Source organism: Bradyrhizobium oropedii, assembly GCF_020889685.1.
Taxonomy (GTDB): Bacteria; Pseudomonadota; Alphaproteobacteria; order Rhizobiales; family Xanthobacteraceae; genus Bradyrhizobium; species Bradyrhizobium oropedii.
On sequence record NZ_JACMYO010000078.1, the window covers coordinates 15,705 to 34,745 of the forward strand.

The window sequence follows — 19,041 nt, forward strand, 5'->3', positions numbered from 1 at the left end:
CTTGCGGCCCGGGTTCGACTGCCGGTGTCCGCACCATCAACGTGTGCAACCTCCCAAACCTCGCCCGGATAGCTCAGCGGTAGAGCGGCACGTTGAAGGCGTGCGCGTCAGTGGTTCGATTCCATTTCCGGGCACCATCTCAAATCGACAGCGAGCGCAGCTGCCGCGCGCTTTCAAACTGAAACATGCTGCCATCGTCTAGCGGTCAGGATAACCGGTTTTCAGCCGGTTGACGCGGGTTCGAGTCCCGCTGGCAGTGCCACCGTCATCCTGTCGTCGTCAGGAGCATCGAGGCGCTTGAATACGCTGGGCGAGACTGCCATCAGATGCTTCATCCCGGTGGCAGGGAGCCGTCGGCTGGCGACAACAACAGGTGTTGCGATGTTCGCGCTGACTTTTCTGGGAACGTCGGCAAGCGTGCCGTCTTCCGAGCGCAATCACCCGGGCCTCCTCGTCGAGGCGGGCGGCACGTGGATTCTGGTCGATTGCGGCGAGGGAACGCAGCGCCAGTTGCTGCGGAGTGGCGCCGGCTTTCGGCGGCTTGATCACCTGTTGCTGACCCACGGACATTTCGATCACGTGCTCGGCATTCCCGGGCTGTTTTCGACCCTCAGGTTGCGGCAAAGTCCGGATGTCATGACCGTTCATGGCGGGCCCGGCACGCTCGATGTCGTCGTGCGCATGCTGGCAGGGCTGTGGGGCGAAGGCAGAGCGCCGATCCCGCTCGATCTGGTGCCGTTGACGGAGGGACGCGTGATCGATGCCGGCGAATTCACCATCGATTGTTTCCCGGTCCGCCACCGGGACACCGACAGTTTCGCGTTCTCCTTCCAGAGCGCGATACGCCGGCATCTCCTCTCCGACCGGCTGCTGGCGCTGCGCGTGCCGGATGGGCCCATTCGGAAGGAGCTCGCGGAGGGACGGCAGGTGAGGTTGGACGACGGCCGCACTATCGATCCGGAGCAGGTGCTTGGTCCCGCCGAAGGACGAAAGAAGCTCGTCATTGTCGGTGATACCGAAACCACAGAGGGGCTCGCCGAACACGTTGGAGATGCCGACGTGCTGGTGATCGAGGCGACGTTTCTCGCGCGTGACGCAGCCACCGCACGTGAGTACGGACATTTGACGGCCAGCGAAGCAGCCGCGCTTGCGGCAGCGAGCGGGGTCAAGCAACTCGTCCTCACGCACATCTCGGGCCGCTACGCCGACGAGGACATTCTGGCGGAGGCGACGAGCGTCTTCCGGAACACCCGGGTCGCCATCGACTTCGACCGCATCACGATCTGAGTGTTGGCAGCCTGCATGTTCCCGGAAGCGTAACGCTGTCGAGAGTTCCTCAACATCACCCGTTGATCGTGTCGACCTCGCCACGATGTTGAACAGGCGTTCAGGAAAGTTCCGAACTTGTTCCTGCAACATGCGCGGACGCCAGTCGTTATCACCCGTACTGGAAGGAGGATGTCATGACGAAGCTTACTTACGCACTTGCCGCTGTTGCGGCACTCTCGATCGCGGCACCGACCATTGCCAGCGCGCAGGGTATCGGCATCTATGTCGGCGGCGGCCACGGCTACTACGGCGACCGATATGACGGTCCGCGCGTGTACCGGGAATACGACCGTGGCTGGCACCATGGCTGGTACAACCATCATCGCGACTACTATCGCGACCGCGGCTTCGTGATCCGTGGTCATGACTGGGACGACTAGCAAGTCCTGAGCGCCAAGTCCTGAGCGCCAAGTCCTGAGCGCCAAGTCCTGAGCACATTGTGCTGCATTACGAGAAGGGCCTCGCTTCGGCGGGGCCCTCTTTTGTGGGCGGGCGCCACGAAGCGACGCCGCCGCGCCAACAACGCTTCGTTAACCCGACTCACGCAACCTCGTTGTTGGCCGTCTGGATGGGCCGCTAGCAGAAGGCCGCCACGGGAAGTTACGTGGCGGCCTTTTGCGTCTGACAGTGCTGAAGGAGACGACCGATGGACTACGGCGCCTTCACCGACGCCAGCCTGAAGATGATGTACGAAGCCGTCCGCGGCGCGCTCAGGGCCGACGATGAATTCGAGGCCAACGGCGAAGATCCGAAATTCCGCGTCCGCGCCACGCCCGAATGGAAACGCCACGCCGGCAGTCTCGAGTCGGAGATGCTGAAGCGCGGGCTTCAGGTCGAGATCATCGACTGGACAGGCGGTCAGGGCGAGCTGCCGCTCACGGTCGATCCCTGAGCGTGCGGCGTGCCGGGCATTTGCGATGATGGAGCACCGGCACGGCTGCAACTTTGTCATCCCCGGCAGCGTGAAGTTCAGTCGACGCTGATCTGGTCGCGGTGCTGAAGCATGCCCGATTGATTCTGCGGCTCAGGCTATCCTTTGGGAATCGGTTTCCCTCCCGCAGGGCCTATCGGCTTGGGACCGGCCAGGGGCGGCGGGCTGATGGATGGAAAAGGAATCTGATCTGCTTCGTTGGTCGATTTTTCCGGTCGTTTCCTGAGGCGAACCTCATCGTCCAATGACGGGCAAATCTTCTCCCAGCCTGGACCATAGATCGTGTTGAGAAAATCGATCTGATCTGTCTCGAAGGTCTGCACAATCCGCTGTCTGCTGCAGGCAGATACGGTTGCGCTTCTTGGCTCTTTGCCCAGGGGACCCGTCAGCGAATAGCGCAGTGTCACCGGTGCGCCGCAGCGATTGACGACGGTCCACGTCTGCAAGGAGCCGTCCTTCGTTTTGATGGGGCCCGTGAGGCAGCTCTGTGCATTGGCAGTTGCGGCAAGTACGCAAGGCACGAGCCAAACTGCGGCTGCCCCGGCAAGTTTCATGTGCTGGCTCCTGACATCGCACCGAAATCAAAGGTTGGAGCATTGTTCACGCACGGAGAACCACGGAAACAATCCGTGTGCTCATATTTGCGCGGATTGCCGGCGCTGTTGCCGCGACGATACAGAGCTACCCGCGCAACGGTGCTAACCAGCCTGCATCTGAACCAAGATGGGGTTGCGTCGTGTCGGGATCTGATCGTTGGAACGGTACGAATAGTCCTTACCCGTCTGCCCAAGAGCCGCAGCTGCGCGATGAGCAGCAGCAGTTCGACCAATATCACAGGTTCGACGACGCCATCTCGCGATCGGCGCAGAGTGTCTCGAGAACCGTGATCTGGGATCGCTACAACCCGCCGGTTCGTTGATCTGGTCGGCGGCCGGGCATCCAGTCGGCGGCGGCATGCTGTTCTGACCGTCTCGAAAAAGTACGCCGCCGGGCCCGAAATGGTTTGTCCCGGCGGCGCCCTGTTTCAATCTGGGGACTGCAATCCCAGCACAGTACGACATCGCAAGTTCAGTGCCAGTCGGATCAGCCTGGCTCAGGTTTGCCGGCCAGCGTTCATCACATCGGCTACTATCGCCGCGGCGAAGTAGGCCATGCCGAGCACGCCCAGTGTGCATGGTGTGAGCGCGATCCGAACTGACTTCCGGCTGGCTTGGGCCCGTTTCTGTCTTAAGTGATTGATTTGATTTGGTGAGCGCGGAGGGACTCGAACCCTCGACCCCATGATTAAAAGTCAATATCAGGGCTTCCGGCTAAGTCATTGGTTCAGAGTCACTTTCCGGCGCAAACCCAAAAATCCCCCATAATTTCAGTGGTTTTCGGCGAAATCTGTTGACGCCGAATTGAACCTCGCAGAATCTCGCACCTGTTTCGAGGCGCCCACACAGTGCCCACACGGGGGAGGCGGGATGCAGCAGATCAGCGAGAAGGCCGTGGCCGGCCTGCCAGCGCCGGCGAAAGGCAACAAGGTCCATTTCTTCAGCGGCGCGACCCTGCAGGGCAAGAAGGCCCCGGCCGGGTTCGGCGTCCGCGTCACCGCCGGCGGGACCAAATCTTTCGTGCTGTTCCACCGGGTCGACGGGCGCAAATACCTCGAGACGCTCGGCCGATGGGACGAGAACCCCCAGGGGGGAACCCTGACCGTCCGGGACGCGATCATCAGGGCGGACAAGCTCGCCAAGGACCTCAAGAACGGCCGGCGCGAGGATCCGCGGCCGGAGCGCACCCGACGCCTCGAGGATGGCGACAATCCCGAGGGGCTGAAGATCGGCGGGGCCTACGATCCCGACGCTGACGAGGCCGGTCGCGAGCAAAAGCATCCGGGCATGCTGGACATGTTCGTCGAGCGCTACTGCCGGAAAGAAGCCGCGCTAAAGAGCGCCGACCAGTATGCCAGCACGTTCCGCCGCCTGGTCGCCCCCGACATCGGCGACCTCCCGGTGTTCGGCGAGGGCCGGCTCCGCCGCTCGCACATCGTCGACATGCTCGACGAGATCGAGGACGAGAGCGGGCCGGTCATGGCCGATCGGACGCTGGCCTACCTGCGCAAGGCGTTCAATTGGTTTCAGGCTCGGAACGAGGATTTCACCAACCCGATCGTGAAGGGCATCCGGGCCGTCGGCAACAACGCGCGCGATCGCGTGCTGTCCGACGAAGAGCTGCGCGACGTGTGGGCGGCCCTGGACGTCATCGAGGACGTGCCGGCCTGCTATCCGCGGTTCGTCAAATCGCTGCTTCTGACGACCACGCGCCGCAACGAGGCAGCGCTGATGCATTCCAGCGAGCTCGATGGCGACGACTGGACGATCCCGGCGGAGCGCTACAAGACCGGAATCGACCACATCATCCCGTTGAGCGCTGCCGCGCGCGACCTCGTCGGTGCCAAGCCCGAAGGCGCCAAGGGCAACTCGTGGTTCGTCTTCACGACCACCGGCGGCGCGAAGGGCTTCACCGGTTTCAGCAAGGCGAAGCGCCAGCTCGACAAGGCCATCGCCAAAATCCGCACGGAAGCGCAGCGCGGGCCGATGCCGCATTTCGTCTTGCACGATCTGCGGCGCACCGGTCGATCGCTGATGTCCCGCGCCGGCGTGCCGGCCGACCATGCCGAGCGGTGTCTGGGGCACGTGATCGGCGGCGTCCGCGGGGTCTATGATCGGTACGCATATCTCGACGAGAAGCGGCAAGGCTTCACGAAGCTTGCGGACCTGGTTGCGCTGATCCTGAAACCGCAGCCGGCCGGTGCGGCCGCGGAGGTTTGACATGGGCGCTGCTGACGATCTTGGTCTCACGCCGGCCGCGCGTGCAGAATACAAGCGGCGCCTATCCGCGCTGTTCGCTGAGGGCTGCGTCATCTTCGGCAAGAATGAAGCAGCCAGGCTTTTTCGGGCGACGTCTCGCGGACGGCCGCCAGCTCCGGAAAGTAGGCCGCGCCGGCCGCCACCAAGAAAGCAGCCGGGCGCCCACGATCCCGAGGGTGATCGGTTGCTGTTTCAGAGCTGGAAATCGTTCGGAAGCAGCAATAAGACCGAGTGGGCGAGAGCTGCGCTCAAACACCATGCGGCGAAAAACCGAGGGAAGGTCCGAGCCCAGAGCATCACTCCGGCTTCCCTTGTCCGAAAGCTGAACCGCATCCTGAAGAACAGGTCCAAAGACAAATAGGGCGACCAATTTGCGCCTCCTATCTGTCTCACCCGACTGCATCGGATTTCATGCAGGTTCGTGCCACATCAACGCACGGACCTCGAACGATGCCCGACAATCAGGATGAATACCTCTCGCGCCCAGCGACCGCCGAGAAGCTCGGCAAGCTCGTTCGCGGGCGCCCTTACAACGAACGCACGCTGATCAACTGGGAGCTTGACGGGAAGGGCCCGCCGGTGACGCGCGTTGGGCGCGACGTGACGTATTTTTGGCCGAGCGTCGAGCGTTGGCTGCGGGCGCAGGAAAAGACCGCCGGAAAGGCGGCCTGATCATGGGAGCACGCAAGCCTGAACTCGCCGAACCGGTCGTGGTCGACCAGTTTTGGGCCAACCGTCGCCACGACGCGATCATCACCGAGCTGTCGACCTACAAGGGTCACAATCTGATCAACGTGCGCAAGCACGCCATGAGCAAAGACGGGAGGCTTGTCCCGACTGCGAAGGGCGTTGCCATCAAGGTCACGCGGCTTCCGGATCTCGCGAAGGCCATCAACAAGGCCTTGGACAAGGCGCGCGAGCTGGGTCTGCTTCAGGGCGAGGGCGACGAATGAGCCTCGCCGCAGCGGACGACCTTCTGCCGCTCGAGATTGATCCGAGGCCTTGCGAGCTTTGCGGGCGAACGATCGATCAGCATCACTGCCAGGATGACGGCGAGGGCCCGCTGTTCTTCTGCTGGGACGACGGCGACCTCGTGACCGCTTGGGAGCTTGCCGACCCGCGGGACGCCTGGCGACACACCGGTGAGGCGCCGTCGCCGGCACACGTTCGCAACTCCGACATTTCCGGCAGCGCGGGCCGCCCCCCGCAGTACCGCACACCGCAGGCAACGATCGACGCATTCCGCATCGTGTTGGACGCGGGCAATCCCGACCGGCTTGCGACGTGGCTCCGCAATCATCCTGCCGACGCGCCGGCGCTGCTCGAGATGCTGGAGGCCGCCTGATGCTCAACCTTCCAAATCGGGCAATGGGACTGCGGGTCTTTGAGGATCTGGGATATGTCCAGCGGCCCCCGGTCGAGGATATTCCGCCTGTCGAATCTTTCGACGCGTTCGGCGAGGCGCCGGCCGATCCGGCTGAAATAGAACCCGATCAACCGAAGCCGTCGGCGTTCGCCCCGATCACGCCGGCCGCCTGGAAGGATACCGAGGCCGAAAAGCAGCGCTGGCTCGTGACCGGACGCATCCCTTCCGGCGACCTCACCATCCTTGCTGGCAACGGCGGCAGCGGCAAGACGGAGATATCCACGCAGCTGCTCGTCTCCGTCGCGGCAGGCCTCGGCGACTGGCTCGGGTCGATCGCGGAGGCAGGTCCGGCGCTGTTCCTGTCCTGCGAGGAGCCCGAGAGCAACGTCCGCGATCGCGTCGAGCGCATCTGCAAGCACCGCTGCGTCGATCCTCACGGCCTCGCCGATCTGCACATGCTGTTTCCCGATCTGGAGGAGACCTGGCTTGCGCACGCCGGCAAGGACGGCCGGCTGTCGCGCGCGCCGCTGCTGGACTGGCTGGAGGCCTGGATCAAGGATCACAGGCCGCGCCTGGTTGTCATCGACAGTATCGCCGCGGTGTTCGACGGCGAGGCCATCGCCCGGCGCCAGGTCCGCGCCTTCCTCGCGATGCTGCGCAAGATCGCCCGGGAGCACGACACCGCCATCGTGCTGCTCGATCACCCCAGCGTGCGCGGCATGGCCGACGGCAGCGGGACCGCCAACTCGGTCGACTGGCGCAACTCGGTGCGCTCGATGCTGCACCTGTCCGACCCGGACAAGGACGACCAGGACGTCCGCACGCTCGAGGTCAAGAAATCCAACTACGGCAGGTCCGGCGAGAAGGTGACACTCCGCTGGGGCGGGCTGACCTTCACCACCGCGATGGCCGGCGAGGCCTCGCTATACCGGGCGGCCGCGGACCGCGACGTCGAGGAAGTGTTCCTGAAGCTGCTCGATAAGCGCCAGGCGCAACACCGGCCGGTGCACGCCAAGAACGCCAAGGGCAGCGCGCCGACCGAATTCGCCGCCGATCCCGAGGCCGGCGGCATCTCCGCGGCCGGCTTCCGCGCGGCCATGGAGCGGATGCTATCCAACGGCCGGATCAAGGTCGTCATCTCGGGACCCGCCAGCAGGCGCCGCGAACATCTGGAGCGGGCCGGTGACTGACCTTCCAACCCCCCTACCAACTCTCCGCGGCACATTCCAACGCCCATACCAACGCGTCTGCCGACTGCATTCCAACTGCTTCCAACCCCCCTACCAACCGTGTGCTTCCAACCCCCCATACCCCCCGAGCGTTGGAAGCGCTCTCGCGGTCGTTGGGACCGCTCACGCTTCCGGCCGCTCAAGGAAGGGAAGGGCAGGAGGACCTCGTTCTGCCATCACGTGCCATAACCCGCACGCCGGCGCCGACAAGGCAGGTGTAATGCTCGCGGCTGGTCGACACCGTAACCGGTTAGCCCGGTTAGCATCGCCACTCCCGACGGGTTCTGCCCACACAGCGCCGACACGCCATCGCGTCGAGCAGGAAAGCCCAAGCTTTGCAGCGATATGTCGACTCGGACTCCGTGATCGAAAATCACGGGAAGGGGTTTTCGCGCGCGATGCTTCCACGTCTTTCACACTGTTGGAGAGATCTGGCGCGCGCCAGGCGAGCCGATTGATCGCTGGCGAAACGGCCAATGGATGGCGATCGGTCCATTGGGAATTCCCAGCGATCCGACCGGGGGTGGGTGCCGGGGTGGGGTCGGAAACGGCGCCGCTCTCAATAATCGACCTCCGTCGATTTTTTCGCGGCGGCTCCGTAAAAACTCCGCCCCCTTTGTCTCCCATTGCTGCCGGTGCGGACGAATGCCGCCACTGATCCGGAGCATGGCCGACCTGACTGAGGCGCTGAAGGCCGCGTGTGTGGAGCGCGACATCACGCACGAGACGCTGAATGCGCTGTCCGGCTTGGCGCCGGGCTATGTGAACAAGCTGTTCGCGCACCAGCCGATGAAGAACCTCGGTTACCAGTCGACCGGTGACCTGCTGGGCGCGCTCGGCAAGGCGCTGATCCTGGTCGACGACTACGAGGCGATCAAGCGCGTGAGCTCGCGGTGGGTTCCTCGGGAGCGTCCGCGGATGTTGTCCCGTGGATGGCGGCAGCGTGCCGATGGTGCGTTGCTGATTGAATGCGGACAGATGACCTTGCTGCCGACGACAGAAGCCAAGGATCACCACCATGCGGGAACGCAGAGAACGAGTCAGCCTTCGACTGAAGCCGGAAGTGAAAGCCGTGGCGAAATCGCGGGCGGCCGCGGATCGCCGGCAGATGGCTCAGTACCTCGAGCTAGTGATTGAGGATGCGATCATGCGTCCCGCCACCGAGCCCACTGAGCAGAGGGTAGCATGACCGCGGCTGCCGAACATTTGCGCGCCGTTGAGGTCGAGTTGCTCGGCCGCCACGCCGAGCGCAGGGCTGGCGCCGAGATCGAGAAGGGCTCCGGATCAGCCTACGCTCGGCTTCCGCAGTCGGCGCGCCAGCGTCATGTCGATGCCGAGGCGTTCGTTGCGGCTGAAAAGGCCGAGCGCCAGGCGCGCGACGAACTGGCCGCCGCGAACGCCAAGCACGTTGCTGCTGTGGCCGCGTTGAAAGCAATCCGATCGAAATGTGGGCTCGAAAATGCGGTGGATGCCTAGAATGACCCTGTTGCGCAAAGAAACCGAGACCCGTGTCGAGCATCCCAGCGCCGAGGCTGCGCCGGAGACCGAAAACGAGCTGAAAGCGCCGGCGGTGGCCGCGAAGCTCGACGTCGTCGTCGCCGAGCTCGCCGTCCTCGAGGCGGAAAGGGCCGCTCTGGTGCTGGCCGCTTCCGAGGGGAAGCCCGGCGCGGCTGCGAAGCTCTCAGCGCATCGCGCGAAGATCGACGTTGCCGCGTGCGCGGTGGACGATCTGGACGCGGCGCTCCGCCTCGCCCAACAACTGGACCGGCAGGCGGCTGCCGGCGCAGTCATCGACATGCGCGCCGGGCAGATGACCGCTTTCGCCGCCGCCATGCAGGACCGCGGGAAGGCCATGGCCGAAGTGATGACGGCCGTCGCGTCGCTGGCCGCCGCCTTTGGCAAGTTCAGTGCCGCGACCCTGCGCGCGCAGATCGCGACGCCGGCCGGAACGGTCGTGCCGGAGGTAGGGATGGGGCCGAACGGAGCACTGGGCCCGTCATTCAGCCCGTGCGAGCGATTGCTGCTCGCCGAACTGTGGCGGCTTGGGCCGGACCGCGACGACGGTGCAGGACGCTTCGTTTTGCCGCTCGTGAAATCATCCCCTCTGCTGACCAATGCCGATCACAGAACCTTCGCCCCCGGCATCGATGAATTCCGGAAGGCCGATCAGGTCGTGCTCGATGAGATCGAAAAGCAGATCGAGCGAATGAACAGCGCGGTGCTGCGCGCCGCCGAACGTAAGGATGCAGCATGACTGACGAGATCAGCGACGACGCATGGTCGATGACACCGGACCAGGTCACGGCGAAGCTTGCGGAGATGTCGAAGCAATTTGACGCCGCCACCAAGCCGGCAACATCGTCATCTGAACCGACGGCTGAGCAGCTTGCTGCCGACCTTGGATCTGCTCTGGAAAAGCGCGATGCCGCCACCGTGCTGGATCATCTGATCCAAGCCGGCCTCTCGCCTGAGATCACCGATGCTGGTCGCGAAGTGCAGGAGTACATCCATGGCAAGCGATCGATCACGCCGCAGCTGCGCGCCGCGGTCGACGCCAAGGTCGAGTCCTGGAAGCGTGATGGCGAATTTCAGAAGAAGCTCTTCGCCGGCGATCCAGAAGCAACTCGGTTGCTGACGATCGCGAGCGCGATGCGGATTGCTCCCGTGAAGGAGCCGGCATGATCCTCGAGGCGATCAATCCCAAAACCGGTGTTGTCTGGCACGTCGATGTGCCGATCGACGATCGCATCCTCGACGCTGCCAAGCGCGACCTGGGCGTGAGCCTCTTCGTGCTGGAAGCGTCACGCCAACATCTGCCGGCCGGCTTCATGCTGCTCGGCGGCAATCTGAAAACCCCGTAGGAGAGCTGCCATGGCCGAAACGGTCTCTCATACCTCGCTTTCGAAGCACTCCGCTCCCTTCAGCCTGAATGGCGGAATGTACCAAGCCAATGTCAGCGGAACGATCCAGCACGGCTCCGAGGCCATCGAGCTCCAGAGGCTGGTCAACGGCTCATTCGTTCAGCTCGATCCTCCGGTCCGGTTCCTGGCGAACGAAATCGGAGGATCGAAGGCGACCGGCGTGCTTCCCGCCGGCACCTATCGCTGGACCGTGCCGCAGTCCATGTTGGGAAATCACTCGATCAACACCAACGTGGTCCACACGTGACGGATCAGCAAACCAGCAAGATCATCGGTCTCAAGCATGAGATCAAAGCTGTGCGCGCGAAGGCGCGGGAATTGCGCAGCGAGAACGATCGCTGGCGCGACGTCTGCGTGACGTTGCAGAAGCTCGCAGGGCTCGACGACACCCAATACGGCCGGCTGTTGCAGGCCGCGTCACTTCCGATCGAGTAGGCCGCGCTCGCCTTAGAGCGTTTCGGACCGGGCTTTCCGTCAACAAGCCTCGCCACTGAGACACGGCGGACTTTCGTCTCTTCGGCCGCTTCACCGGATTGGAGCGCTCACGAAGAGACGCTCCGATGTCCTCCACGCGCCGATCCCTGCTGCTCGCCTTTGCTTCTGTCGCGGCAATCGTCGCCGCCGAACAGGCCGGCGCAACCTACATTCCGTACACGCTGCCGCAGCTCAATGCGGTCGACTACAATATCAAGGGCGATGGCGTCACGAACGACGCAGCGGCGATCAACAATTTTCTGCTGAACTGTTCGAACGCCGGCGCGGCCGCATATTTCCCCGGTGGCAAGAATTACAATCTCGGCTCGTCCGCGCTGACAGTGCCCGACGGCACGACTGTCTTTGCGGCGCAGAACGCGACATTCACGCGCTCCTCTGATCCTGGCAGCGGCGGGAGCTGGTCGACTAACTACAACACCTACACCGGCTCGATGATCTCGCTCGGCAATCATTGCCGATGGTCTGGTGGCATCTTTAACAACACGGCACAGCTTGCCACCTCGACTACCTCCGTTAATCCCAGCACACTGACTCCTCCGCAATCCGTCACTTTCACCATCAACGCTGCCGGCCTCAACCTCGTCGGCGGTAGCGTCAATTTCATCCGCATCCAGAGCGCCTCCGTACCTTCCGCCCACATGGAAGGGCTTGTCACCACCTATAGCGGCACGTCGCTGACGGTGAACGTCGGCTTCGCCGCAGGCAGCGGCACCCACACTGACTGGATCATTCTCGCCGCCAGCGTCTACCAGGCGCCGATGGTGCTGCATGGCGTGACCGAGAGCATCGTCGAGAACGTCCGCGTGACCGGCAACTGGTACGTCGGTCTGCTGATGGACGGCTGGAACGTGAACGGCGGATCCAGCGTGCCGTCGGTCAGCTTCTGCACCTTCCGCAACTGCTATGCGGAAGCCGTTATGAACCGCGGCCTCTATCTCTACGGAGGTTGCAACGACAATTTGATCAGCGAGTGCTACGTCGATGGTCGCAACGGCTTCACTGACTATGGCGTCAATCTGAATCCCGCGAACGCGGTCGGCACCACCAACGTTCAGCTTCGCAACAAGATCGCCGGCTGCTCCGTAAATACTCCGGGCTTCCAGGGGTTCGAACTCGGAGACCAGAGCTTCTACAACACGATCACCGGCTGCACTGCCTATGGTGTGACCAATACGGTGAGCGCCGGCTTCCTCATTCAGCAGGCGAACACGAGCGTCCCGCAGTACAACGAACTGGTGAACTGCGTCGCCAACAACTGCGCCGGTGTCGGCTTTGAATTCGCCGGAACGTTGTACGGCGGTGCCACTCGATGTGCGGCAATACTCTGCAAAATCGGTTTCGAAATCACATCTCAAGGCGGCTCGACACCATCCTACATCTCCCTCACGGGATGCGAGGCTGATGCGAGCACGACGATCGGATTCTGGCTCACCGGCAGCGCGGTGGATTGCGACCTCACCGGCATCAAGGCGATCTCGAACGGAACGAACGGCATCCAGGTCGACAGCGGCTGCACGAACACGCTGATCACCGGGCGCTCGGTCTCGAACACCTCATCCAACCTCGTCAACAATGGCACCGGTACCGTCAGCACCGGGCTGGTCACGGTTTGAGCGAAGAGGCGGCCAAGTTGCATTGCTAAAAGGGAAGGCGCCAGCCGTGCTTTTGCAGAACGGCTGCGATGGCTGCGACCACGATAGCCAGCAAAGTATTCCAGAAGGCAGTCCCGCCGCGAGCGCGCTCACAGCGCGCAGAAACAGAACGGCACCGATTACTATTCCGTAGTTCTTCCGAAAATCTCCGTTGCGCTTCACTACTTCGATTAGACTGATATTCTTCGATCCATCTGACATGCCACGCAGCCTCGCTCACCCGCGCGGATGAGCGCCGGGTGGTTTAATTGGTTGGATTTCGGGATCAGAGCATTGGACTACTGAGTTGCCCGACGGCGCAAGGGATTTTTTGGGAGGTCGGGCTTTAGGCATAGGTAGCGTTGGGGTAAGCTGACGCCGTCGAGGCGGCCATGGCAAATGCACTCGTCATCCGCAAGGAACATCTACCGACTTCTGATAAAGCGCTCCGCGCTGCGCAGTATGTTCGTATGTCAACGGACATGCAGCAGTTCTCTATTCAGAACCAAGCTGCTGCGATCGCGGCGTATGCTCACGTCCGCGGCCTGAAGATCGTTCACACCTATCGTGACGAAGGTGAAAGTGGACTTCAGATCAAGAACAGGGCCGGCCTACAGCAATTGATCAACGACATAACCAACGGAATAGCGGACTACGGTACCCTGTTGGTCTACGACGTCAGCCGATGGGGCCGCTTTCAGGACACGGATGAAAGTGCACATTACGAATTCATTTGCCGGCAAGCCGGGGTGAAAGTCGCATACTGCGCTGAGCCGTTCGATAACGACGGCAGCATGCTCTCGAGCATCGTGAAGAACCTGAAGAGAGTCATGGCGGCCGAATACAGTCGCGAACTCTCGGTGAAGGTTCACGCCGGACATTGTCGTATCGTTCGCCTCGGCTTTTCTCACGGAGGACCCGCCGCATTTGCAATCCAGCGTGTTTTGGTGGACGGAAACCAAAGGATTAAGGGGTTTCTGAAGAAAGGTCAGCAGAAGAATCTGACAACCGATCACGTCCGGTTGCGTCCAGGCGCACCGAAGCAAATCGCAATCGTGAACTGGATATTTCAACAATGTCTGAGAGGCAGGCGATATTCACACATCGCCGGCGACTTGAATGAAGCGTGCGCATCAACCGCTTGCGGACGGCCATGGAATGCACGCATCGTCAAGCGCGTTCTCCAGAATGAGAACTACATCGGAAACATCGTCTACAATCGACAGTCGAAAAAGCTCAAGTCGCCGCGCGTATCAAACCCTCCCGAACTATGGGTACGCGGAGAAGGCTGTATCAATCCGATCGTTGATGCAGGCATCTTTCAGCGTGCGCAGGCACTCACTATCGGTCGGTATGTTCGGGTCTCCGAAGATGAGATGCTGAAGCGATTGCTCGTCCTTCTTCATAGAAAGGGCCGGCTCAGTGCTGCAATCATCAACAGGGCTTCCGACGTCCCTCACATGAGCACCTATATCAATCACTTCGGGTCGCTTCGAAAGGTTTACGAACGAATTGGGTACAAGGCGGAACGGGATTATTCTTTTGCCGATCGACGAAGCGAATGGGCTCGTATCAGGGCTGACCTCGTCCGGGAGATCGCTCTCGAACTAGAGAGCCGCGGCAGGCGCGTCGCGATAGCGCCCATGACCGATCATTTGCGGATAGACGGAAAAATCGGCATCGGCTTCAGAGTTACTCGTTCGGAGCCGTACAAGGGCATTCTGACACGCTACTACATCTCGCACTTATCAGAGGCGTCTGATCGCTGGTTGGTCGCAATCCGCTTAACCGACGATAACCGATCTGTACTGGACTACGTGTTAATTCCCAGGAACGGACTGACCAATGACGCCCGCCAATGTGGTCCAAGATTCACCGACTACGCCCGCGAGCGCCTCGGCTTTCAGGTCTTCAAGTCGCCGCACGCACTGTCGAGGGGGATACATCGAGTGCTTTCGATTGGACGGACCAGGTCTGCCAAGCAAGCGTTGGCCGCTCCTGGTGCGCAAATCGCCAAAGCCCGCTAACCTTGCGGTCTCATTCCGAGACGTTGCCCGCAAATGCTACCGTACATACCCACCACTCCACCGAGTCCATAGCCGGCGTTCGAATCGTCAGTGTTGAGCTGTTGAACAATCCCGGTTGGTGAGGTGATGACGCTCACTTTGCAATAGCGGGTGCTTGCCGTGCCCCAGCCTCTGTCCGTTTCGAAGTCCGTCACGGCCGAGAGCTGCCAAACATAGGATGATTGGCCGCTGTTCATCTTAAATGTACTGGTTGGCGGGCCGAACTGCACCACAAGCCTATCGATGTTCTGACCGATGTATTGATCACCGAGCCTTGTCACGACTTCTTGCTTGGATGCCGCGCAGCCGGCCAGCACTGCGCAGGCGGCAGCGATACTCAAAAGTCTCATTCTCGATTTCTCCCCAGCAACGCGGACACTAAGCGCAACCAGAGGGCGATATCAATGCTGATGTGACTAAAGTCTTAGCGACTGGACGGGCTGACGCCTTTGGCAAAGTCGATGACCTCGCCCCAGTCGAGCCTCGTGTCGACCCAGCCGACTTTCCCGCATGCAGTGCACTTGAGGTGCGCTGAGATGTCGTACCAGTCCCAGTCCGGAAGGTCGGCTAGCTTCAGCCGGCCGTTGTGGTGCTGGCACCCGACGCAAAAGACCAGCACCGTCTTGAAGCCGGCGTTGCGATCGACGGGACCTGACCAGTAGCGGAGGAAGTGAGCGGGCTTGCGGCGCCAAGGCATGCCCGAGTGATTGCGCGGTCGCGGAGCGGATGCAAATTCTCAATCCCTTGGGGCAGGGAACAGCAGCGAGCTACTGCGCATCGTGGCAGCTATGTTCGACGGAAGTAGTGCTACTGTAATCCGGCGCGGCTTTCGTCCAGACATCGCGTCCTGGCTTTGTCGAGCGTGTCAGATATGTCCGTGCCCCTTAGTCTGGGCAGGCTACAATTCGAGGTATTGCTTCTATCGGAAAAAAGAGTCGCGCAGAAAGTATTGTTCGGCTGCTTCATGCAGTCTCGATAAGACTTTTCATTGTTATCGGCGATCTCCCTGCACGCCGCTGTCCACATGTCAGCGTAACGTGCCTCAGCGTTGCGAACGCAAGATCTGTAACGTACTTGAACTGCTTCACGCGCAGCCGTCTGTCTCTCTTCCAAATCCCGCTTTTCAGCCGCTGCTGCGGCTTGCTCTGCTAGTCGAGCAGATTCAATACGCGCCGCGTCCATTTTCCGTGCAAGGTCACGCTGGGCTTCTAACCGTGAAGCCTGAGCGTCTTTCTGAGGCAAGTAAGCGAGATAGTAGTAGCCAACGCTGGCGGAAGCGAACAAGGCCGCCACAGCTAGGCTCACCTTTAGAAATGCATCAACCGGTCCGGCCATGCGCGTCCCCGACGGTGCAATGTTGAACAACTTTGACGAGCGCACAAGCACAAGCCCCCGAAAGGGGATGGATTTTTAACGCAAATCAGCTGATGATGTCCGTTGGGTGTCAGAGCCCGGACCAGTGATATCGGCCGCATTCCCTGCAAGGAATTGCCTTGTCGCCTGCAAGCGACCGGGCACCGGCTGAACGAGCCTTTCGGCTCAGCGGACGCGCTTGGCGGCGCGGTACCGACCGGACCTTTATGGCCGGGGCGTGCCGTTCTGTCCAGAGGGCTTCGGCCCTTAAAAGCGGTGCACCAGTCTCACTGGCTGGCTCTGACCCCCCGGCTGCTCCGTCCGACACGGAGCGCGGCTGTCAGAGGCCGAAACCAGTGAGCGCCATTATGCAATCGAAAACCCTAAAGCCCGGAAATTCCCCGCCGTCTCCTGTCGTGTGCAATCAGACCGCGCCGGCCAACAAAGAGCCGATTTCGACAATACGGAGAGGTATGATGAACATGCTTGTTTCGATTGCTGCTACCGCGGCTCTTCCCACGCCAGCGCCAGCGATGATGCCCAGGACGCAGCAGGCCGACGCCGAGCTCTTGCGTCTTTGCGAGGAGTACATCGTCGCTGAGCAGAAATGGTGCGATCTCGAGAGTGCGGTCGATGACATGAGGCTCAACCGCGCGGCCCGGCGAATACCATCGGTGTTGAATTGGCGTCAGTCAGACGCTGAGCTCGGGTTGCCGGACCTTGTCATCGGTAGTCGCCAAGCTTGGCACTGTGACCCAAATGTCGATCGCCTTAGGGACGAAAAGTGGGCTGTCGTCACCAGGATCGGAGAGATGCCTGATGACTTCACCATCAGATATCAAGCGATGCCGCCATCACCAGAGGCACGCGCCAGGGCCGACGAAATCATTGCGGCTTATGACGAGTGGAAGGCGAAGGAGCGTCAACCGCGCGGGCTCGCGAAACTGGAGCGCGAGCGCGATGCAGCACTCAAGGCGTATGTTGCGATCGAGAATGTGATCGCGGCAACGAGGGCAACCACCTCGGAGGGCATGATGGCGAAGATCCGTTGCGCAAAGGCATTTGCGAAGGGGCGAGACCTCTACTTTGCCGATGGAAGCTGCGCTCAGGTAATGGCGGAGTCGATCTTCCGCGACGTCGAGCAGTTCGTTGTCGCCTGACGTTCACGCTCCGATCGCGATCCGTTGCCGTCGCGCACTGTTAAATCGGTGACTGACGGCTTTCAACGGATTCAATGACTTGATCGCTCGCGCTTCGGGACCGTGCGGACCGGGTGCGGGCGATATCAATGGTTTAGTCCAGGCAGCATTCAGCGCCGGGAACGCTGAAATGAGAACATCGCGTCCCAGTGACAAACCAGCGCGTGATAGTCGTTGGATTGTACGCATTGCTACTTTCTACCTGTGAGAGTCTTTTGGATAATCCCCCTGCCAAAAAACTGGGGAGGCTCTCATGCCAAGAACTGTCGCGTTCGGATTATTCGCACTTTTGATCTCAGTGACCGCTGCGCCGGCCGCAGATTTTATTCAATCGCCTGGTGATTTGTATCAGAAGCCACTGTATGGAGGCCTGCCCGGGGTGCCGAACCCGACGCAGGTCGATCCCGCGAACTCCTATATTCCAATCACCCAGTTCAGGCCGCTCGCAAATGGAGTTGGAACGGCTGAATTTTCTGGGTGGGCGAGAACAGCGGATCTAATCGCCGCATCTCCCGCCGCATCTCCCGCCTTTGCTTCTCTGCAGCAGCGGCTCGATACTGCGATCTCACAGATCCAACAGACCCAGCGCGGGATAGCCGCAACGGCGGCGATGGCAAATATTTGGATGCCATCCGCCCCGGGCCGGACGGCTTGGGCGATCAACGGGGCGGCATTTATGAGCGAACTCGGTGCAGGGTTCAGCGTCGCACACAGGCTCAACCTGAGCATTCCACTGGCTGTGACAGCGTCCTATGGCAACGGCGGGAGCAGCGTACACGTCGGAAGAATTGGCTTGATGGGCGAGTTCTAAGCCGCCACTCAATTCCACTCTGGAAGCCGCTGGCAGCACATGTCGGTGGCTGTCGCGGCTGCTCTGTCGATAGAGCAGGGCGCGGGGCTGCGGCCCCGCGCTCGCCCGATCGCTAGGTCAGCCAGCTTTTGGCAGCGTCAGTCCCGCTCTTACAAGGTAGTGCAGGAAGTCTTTGCCAATTTCGGTCACTTGAAGCTGCGCTTTGCCGGACGGCTGATCGCGAATATCCATCAGGCGCGCAGTGGCCGGCCAACGGACCCACTCGTCGAACGCAAAATTTTTGTATAGCTCCGGATTAGCATCTTTCGTCGCATCATAAACTTGGCGGGCAGCATCCATGTCCACTGGGGCAGGTGCGTTCGCCTGCAGCAGCAGAGTGATTTGAGACCCGAGGATGCTGCGATATGTTATCTCATGAGCATGCTCTAAGCGCGCCGCTGCGGCTGCCCGGACCAACCAGGCTCGCTTAATCTCCTCAGGCGCTTTTGAGGAGGCAGCCGCGGTCGCAATGCTTTCCTCGATGGGCCGGAGAGCAGGAGACGGTGCCGGAGGCGGCCCATCTTCGGTTTGAGCTGGTACGGGCGCCTTGGCCAACTCAAGTTGTTTTTGTTGCTGCTGTTCGCTCGCGATGACAGAGGGCACGCCAAAATCAAGCGAGCGCGCCCCGGCAGCTGCCCGCTGAACGCGTGCAATTAGGCCTACGAGGGCGGCCCGGAAAATCAGCAATCCAACGACCGCGACCGCGGGCCATTTCAGGATATCGACTAGCTTCAGGAGATCGTCCATGGACATCACACACCTCGGGCGAGTGGGAATGCCTCCATGCGCGCCGGCGCGATTCTAGGAAACCAGCGG

General features: G+C 61.4%; 24 protein-coding genes and 2 tRNA genes. 22 read left to right on the plus strand and 4 right to left on the minus strand.

The genetic code is table 11. From position 1 onward, the window contains the following. The first annotated feature begins 62 nt into the window (after positions 1-62). The 5 genes from H8A95_RS21950 to H8A95_RS21970 all read left to right on the plus strand — a co-directional run bounded on the left by H8A95_RS21950 (position 63) and on the right by H8A95_RS21970 (position 2,221). Positions 63-137: transfer RNA gene (locus H8A95_RS21950), tRNA-Phe, on the plus strand. Positions 138-187: 50 nt separating this feature from the next. Next, positions 188-262: transfer RNA gene (locus tag H8A95_RS21955), tRNA-Glu, on the plus strand. A 119-nt stretch (positions 263-381) separates the two neighbouring features. Next, positions 382-1,287 carry a ribonuclease Z gene (locus H8A95_RS21960; RefSeq protein ID WP_229184981.1) on the plus strand — a complete coding sequence of 302 codons (906 nt, stop codon included), beginning with the start codon at positions 382-384 and terminating at the stop codon, positions 1,285-1,287. A 176-nt stretch (positions 1,288-1,463) separates the two neighbouring features. Continuing rightward, positions 1,464-1,709: a hypothetical protein gene (locus H8A95_RS21965; protein WP_229184982.1), complete on the plus strand. Its 246-nt coding sequence runs from the start codon at positions 1,464-1,466 to the stop codon at positions 1,707-1,709. A gap of 266 nt (positions 1,710-1,975) precedes the next feature. After that, on the plus strand, positions 1,976-2,221 hold the full coding sequence (locus H8A95_RS21970; RefSeq protein ID WP_163160236.1) for a hypothetical protein: 246 nt from the start codon (positions 1,976-1,978) through the stop codon (positions 2,219-2,221). A gap of 137 nt (positions 2,222-2,358) precedes the next feature. Here H8A95_RS21970 and H8A95_RS21975 read toward each other — a convergent pair whose 3' ends face one another. Further along, positions 2,359-2,814, minus strand: coding sequence for a hypothetical protein (locus tag H8A95_RS21975; protein ID WP_229184983.1), 456 nt, complete (start codon positions 2,812-2,814; stop codon positions 2,359-2,361). Between the two features lie 912 nt (positions 2,815-3,726). Between H8A95_RS21975 and H8A95_RS21980 the strand changes: the two genes are divergently transcribed. The 15 genes from H8A95_RS21980 to H8A95_RS22050 all read left to right on the plus strand — a co-directional run bounded on the left by H8A95_RS21980 (position 3,727) and on the right by H8A95_RS22050 (position 14,784). Continuing rightward, positions 3,727-5,076: a tyrosine-type recombinase/integrase gene (locus H8A95_RS21980; RefSeq protein WP_229184984.1), complete on the plus strand. Its 1,350-nt coding sequence runs from the start codon at positions 3,727-3,729 to the stop codon at positions 5,074-5,076. Position 5,077: 1 nt separating this feature from the next. After that, entirely contained in the window at positions 5,078-5,476 is a 399-nt protein-coding gene (locus tag H8A95_RS21985; protein ID WP_229184985.1) for a hypothetical protein, read from the plus strand. Between the two features lie 89 nt (positions 5,477-5,565). Beyond that, the gene (locus tag H8A95_RS21990; RefSeq protein ID WP_229184986.1) at positions 5,566-5,787 is read left to right on the plus strand and encodes a hypothetical protein; all 222 of its coding nucleotides are present in this window, start codon (positions 5,566-5,568) and stop codon (positions 5,785-5,787) included. Further along, complete coding sequence (locus H8A95_RS21995) at positions 5,745-6,068, plus strand: PC4/YdbC family ssDNA-binding protein (RefSeq protein ID WP_229184987.1); 324 nt, start codon at positions 5,745-5,747, stop codon at positions 6,066-6,068. The genes H8A95_RS21990 and H8A95_RS21995 overlap by 43 nt, the downstream gene beginning before the upstream one ends. Beyond that, entirely contained in the window at positions 6,065-6,460 is a 396-nt protein-coding gene (locus H8A95_RS22000) for a hypothetical protein (protein ID WP_229184988.1), read from the plus strand. Before H8A95_RS21995 ends, H8A95_RS22000 begins: the two co-directional genes overlap by 4 nt. Next, the gene (locus tag H8A95_RS22005) at positions 6,460-7,671 is read left to right on the plus strand and encodes an AAA family ATPase (RefSeq protein ID WP_229184989.1); all 1,212 of its coding nucleotides are present in this window, start codon (positions 6,460-6,462) and stop codon (positions 7,669-7,671) included. Before H8A95_RS22000 ends, H8A95_RS22005 begins: the two co-directional genes overlap by 1 nt. A 705-nt stretch (positions 7,672-8,376) precedes the next feature. Next, positions 8,377-8,847, plus strand: a complete 471-nt coding sequence (locus H8A95_RS22010; RefSeq protein ID WP_229184990.1) for a hypothetical protein — start codon at positions 8,377-8,379, stop codon at positions 8,845-8,847. Positions 8,848-8,895: 48 nt separating this feature from the next. Next, positions 8,896-9,186, plus strand: a complete 291-nt coding sequence (locus H8A95_RS22015) for a hypothetical protein (RefSeq protein WP_229184991.1) — start codon at positions 8,896-8,898, stop codon at positions 9,184-9,186. A gap of 1 nt (position 9,187) precedes the next feature. After that, positions 9,188-9,964, plus strand: a complete 777-nt coding sequence (locus H8A95_RS22020) for a hypothetical protein (protein ID WP_229184992.1) — start codon at positions 9,188-9,190, stop codon at positions 9,962-9,964. Then, entirely contained in the window at positions 9,961-10,392 is a 432-nt protein-coding gene (locus H8A95_RS22025; protein ID WP_229184993.1) for a hypothetical protein, read from the plus strand. Before H8A95_RS22020 ends, H8A95_RS22025 begins: the two co-directional genes overlap by 4 nt. Next, a complete protein-coding gene (locus H8A95_RS22030; protein WP_229184994.1) occupies positions 10,389-10,571 on the plus strand; it encodes a hypothetical protein in 183 nt (60 codons plus the stop codon). The genes H8A95_RS22025 and H8A95_RS22030 overlap by 4 nt, the downstream gene beginning before the upstream one ends. Before the next feature lie 10 nt (positions 10,572-10,581). Next, entirely contained in the window at positions 10,582-10,878 is a 297-nt protein-coding gene (locus tag H8A95_RS22035; RefSeq protein ID WP_229184995.1) for a hypothetical protein, read from the plus strand. Continuing rightward, complete coding sequence (locus H8A95_RS22040) at positions 10,875-11,066, plus strand: hypothetical protein (protein WP_229184996.1); 192 nt, start codon at positions 10,875-10,877, stop codon at positions 11,064-11,066. Before H8A95_RS22035 ends, H8A95_RS22040 begins: the two co-directional genes overlap by 4 nt. Positions 11,067-11,191: 125 nt before the next feature. Beyond that, the gene (locus tag H8A95_RS22045) at positions 11,192-12,739 is read left to right on the plus strand and encodes a glycoside hydrolase family 55 protein (protein WP_229184997.1); all 1,548 of its coding nucleotides are present in this window, start codon (positions 11,192-11,194) and stop codon (positions 12,737-12,739) included. A gap of 410 nt (positions 12,740-13,149) precedes the next feature. Then, complete coding sequence (locus H8A95_RS22050) at positions 13,150-14,784, plus strand: recombinase family protein (protein WP_229184998.1); 1,635 nt, start codon at positions 13,150-13,152, stop codon at positions 14,782-14,784. Here H8A95_RS22050 and H8A95_RS22055 read toward each other — a convergent pair. Next, the gene (locus H8A95_RS22055) at positions 14,781-15,173 is read right to left on the minus strand and encodes a hypothetical protein (RefSeq protein WP_229184999.1); all 393 of its coding nucleotides are present in this window, start codon (positions 15,171-15,173) and stop codon (positions 14,781-14,783) included. The two genes, H8A95_RS22050 and H8A95_RS22055, sit on opposite strands and share 4 nt — an antisense overlap. 457 nt (positions 15,174-15,630) lie before the next feature. After that, positions 15,631-16,158: a hypothetical protein gene (locus H8A95_RS22060; protein WP_229185000.1), complete on the minus strand. Its 528-nt coding sequence runs from the start codon at positions 16,156-16,158 to the stop codon at positions 15,631-15,633. A gap of 494 nt (positions 16,159-16,652) precedes the next feature. On the opposite strand from H8A95_RS22060, the gene H8A95_RS22065 reads away from it, so the two are divergent. Both H8A95_RS22065 and H8A95_RS22070 read left to right on the plus strand, forming a co-directional pair. Beyond that, positions 16,653-17,336: a hypothetical protein gene (locus H8A95_RS22065; RefSeq protein ID WP_229185001.1), complete on the plus strand. Its 684-nt coding sequence runs from the start codon at positions 16,653-16,655 to the stop codon at positions 17,334-17,336. 292 nt (positions 17,337-17,628) lie between these two features. Next, complete coding sequence (locus H8A95_RS22070) at positions 17,629-18,186, plus strand: hypothetical protein (protein ID WP_229185002.1); 558 nt, start codon at positions 17,629-17,631, stop codon at positions 18,184-18,186. A 117-nt stretch (positions 18,187-18,303) separates the two neighbouring features. On the opposite strand, the gene H8A95_RS22075 is transcribed toward H8A95_RS22070, so the two are convergent. Continuing rightward, the gene (locus H8A95_RS22075) at positions 18,304-18,978 is read right to left on the minus strand and encodes a hypothetical protein (RefSeq protein ID WP_229185003.1); all 675 of its coding nucleotides are present in this window, start codon (positions 18,976-18,978) and stop codon (positions 18,304-18,306) included. Positions 18,979-19,041: the final 63 nt, after the last annotated feature.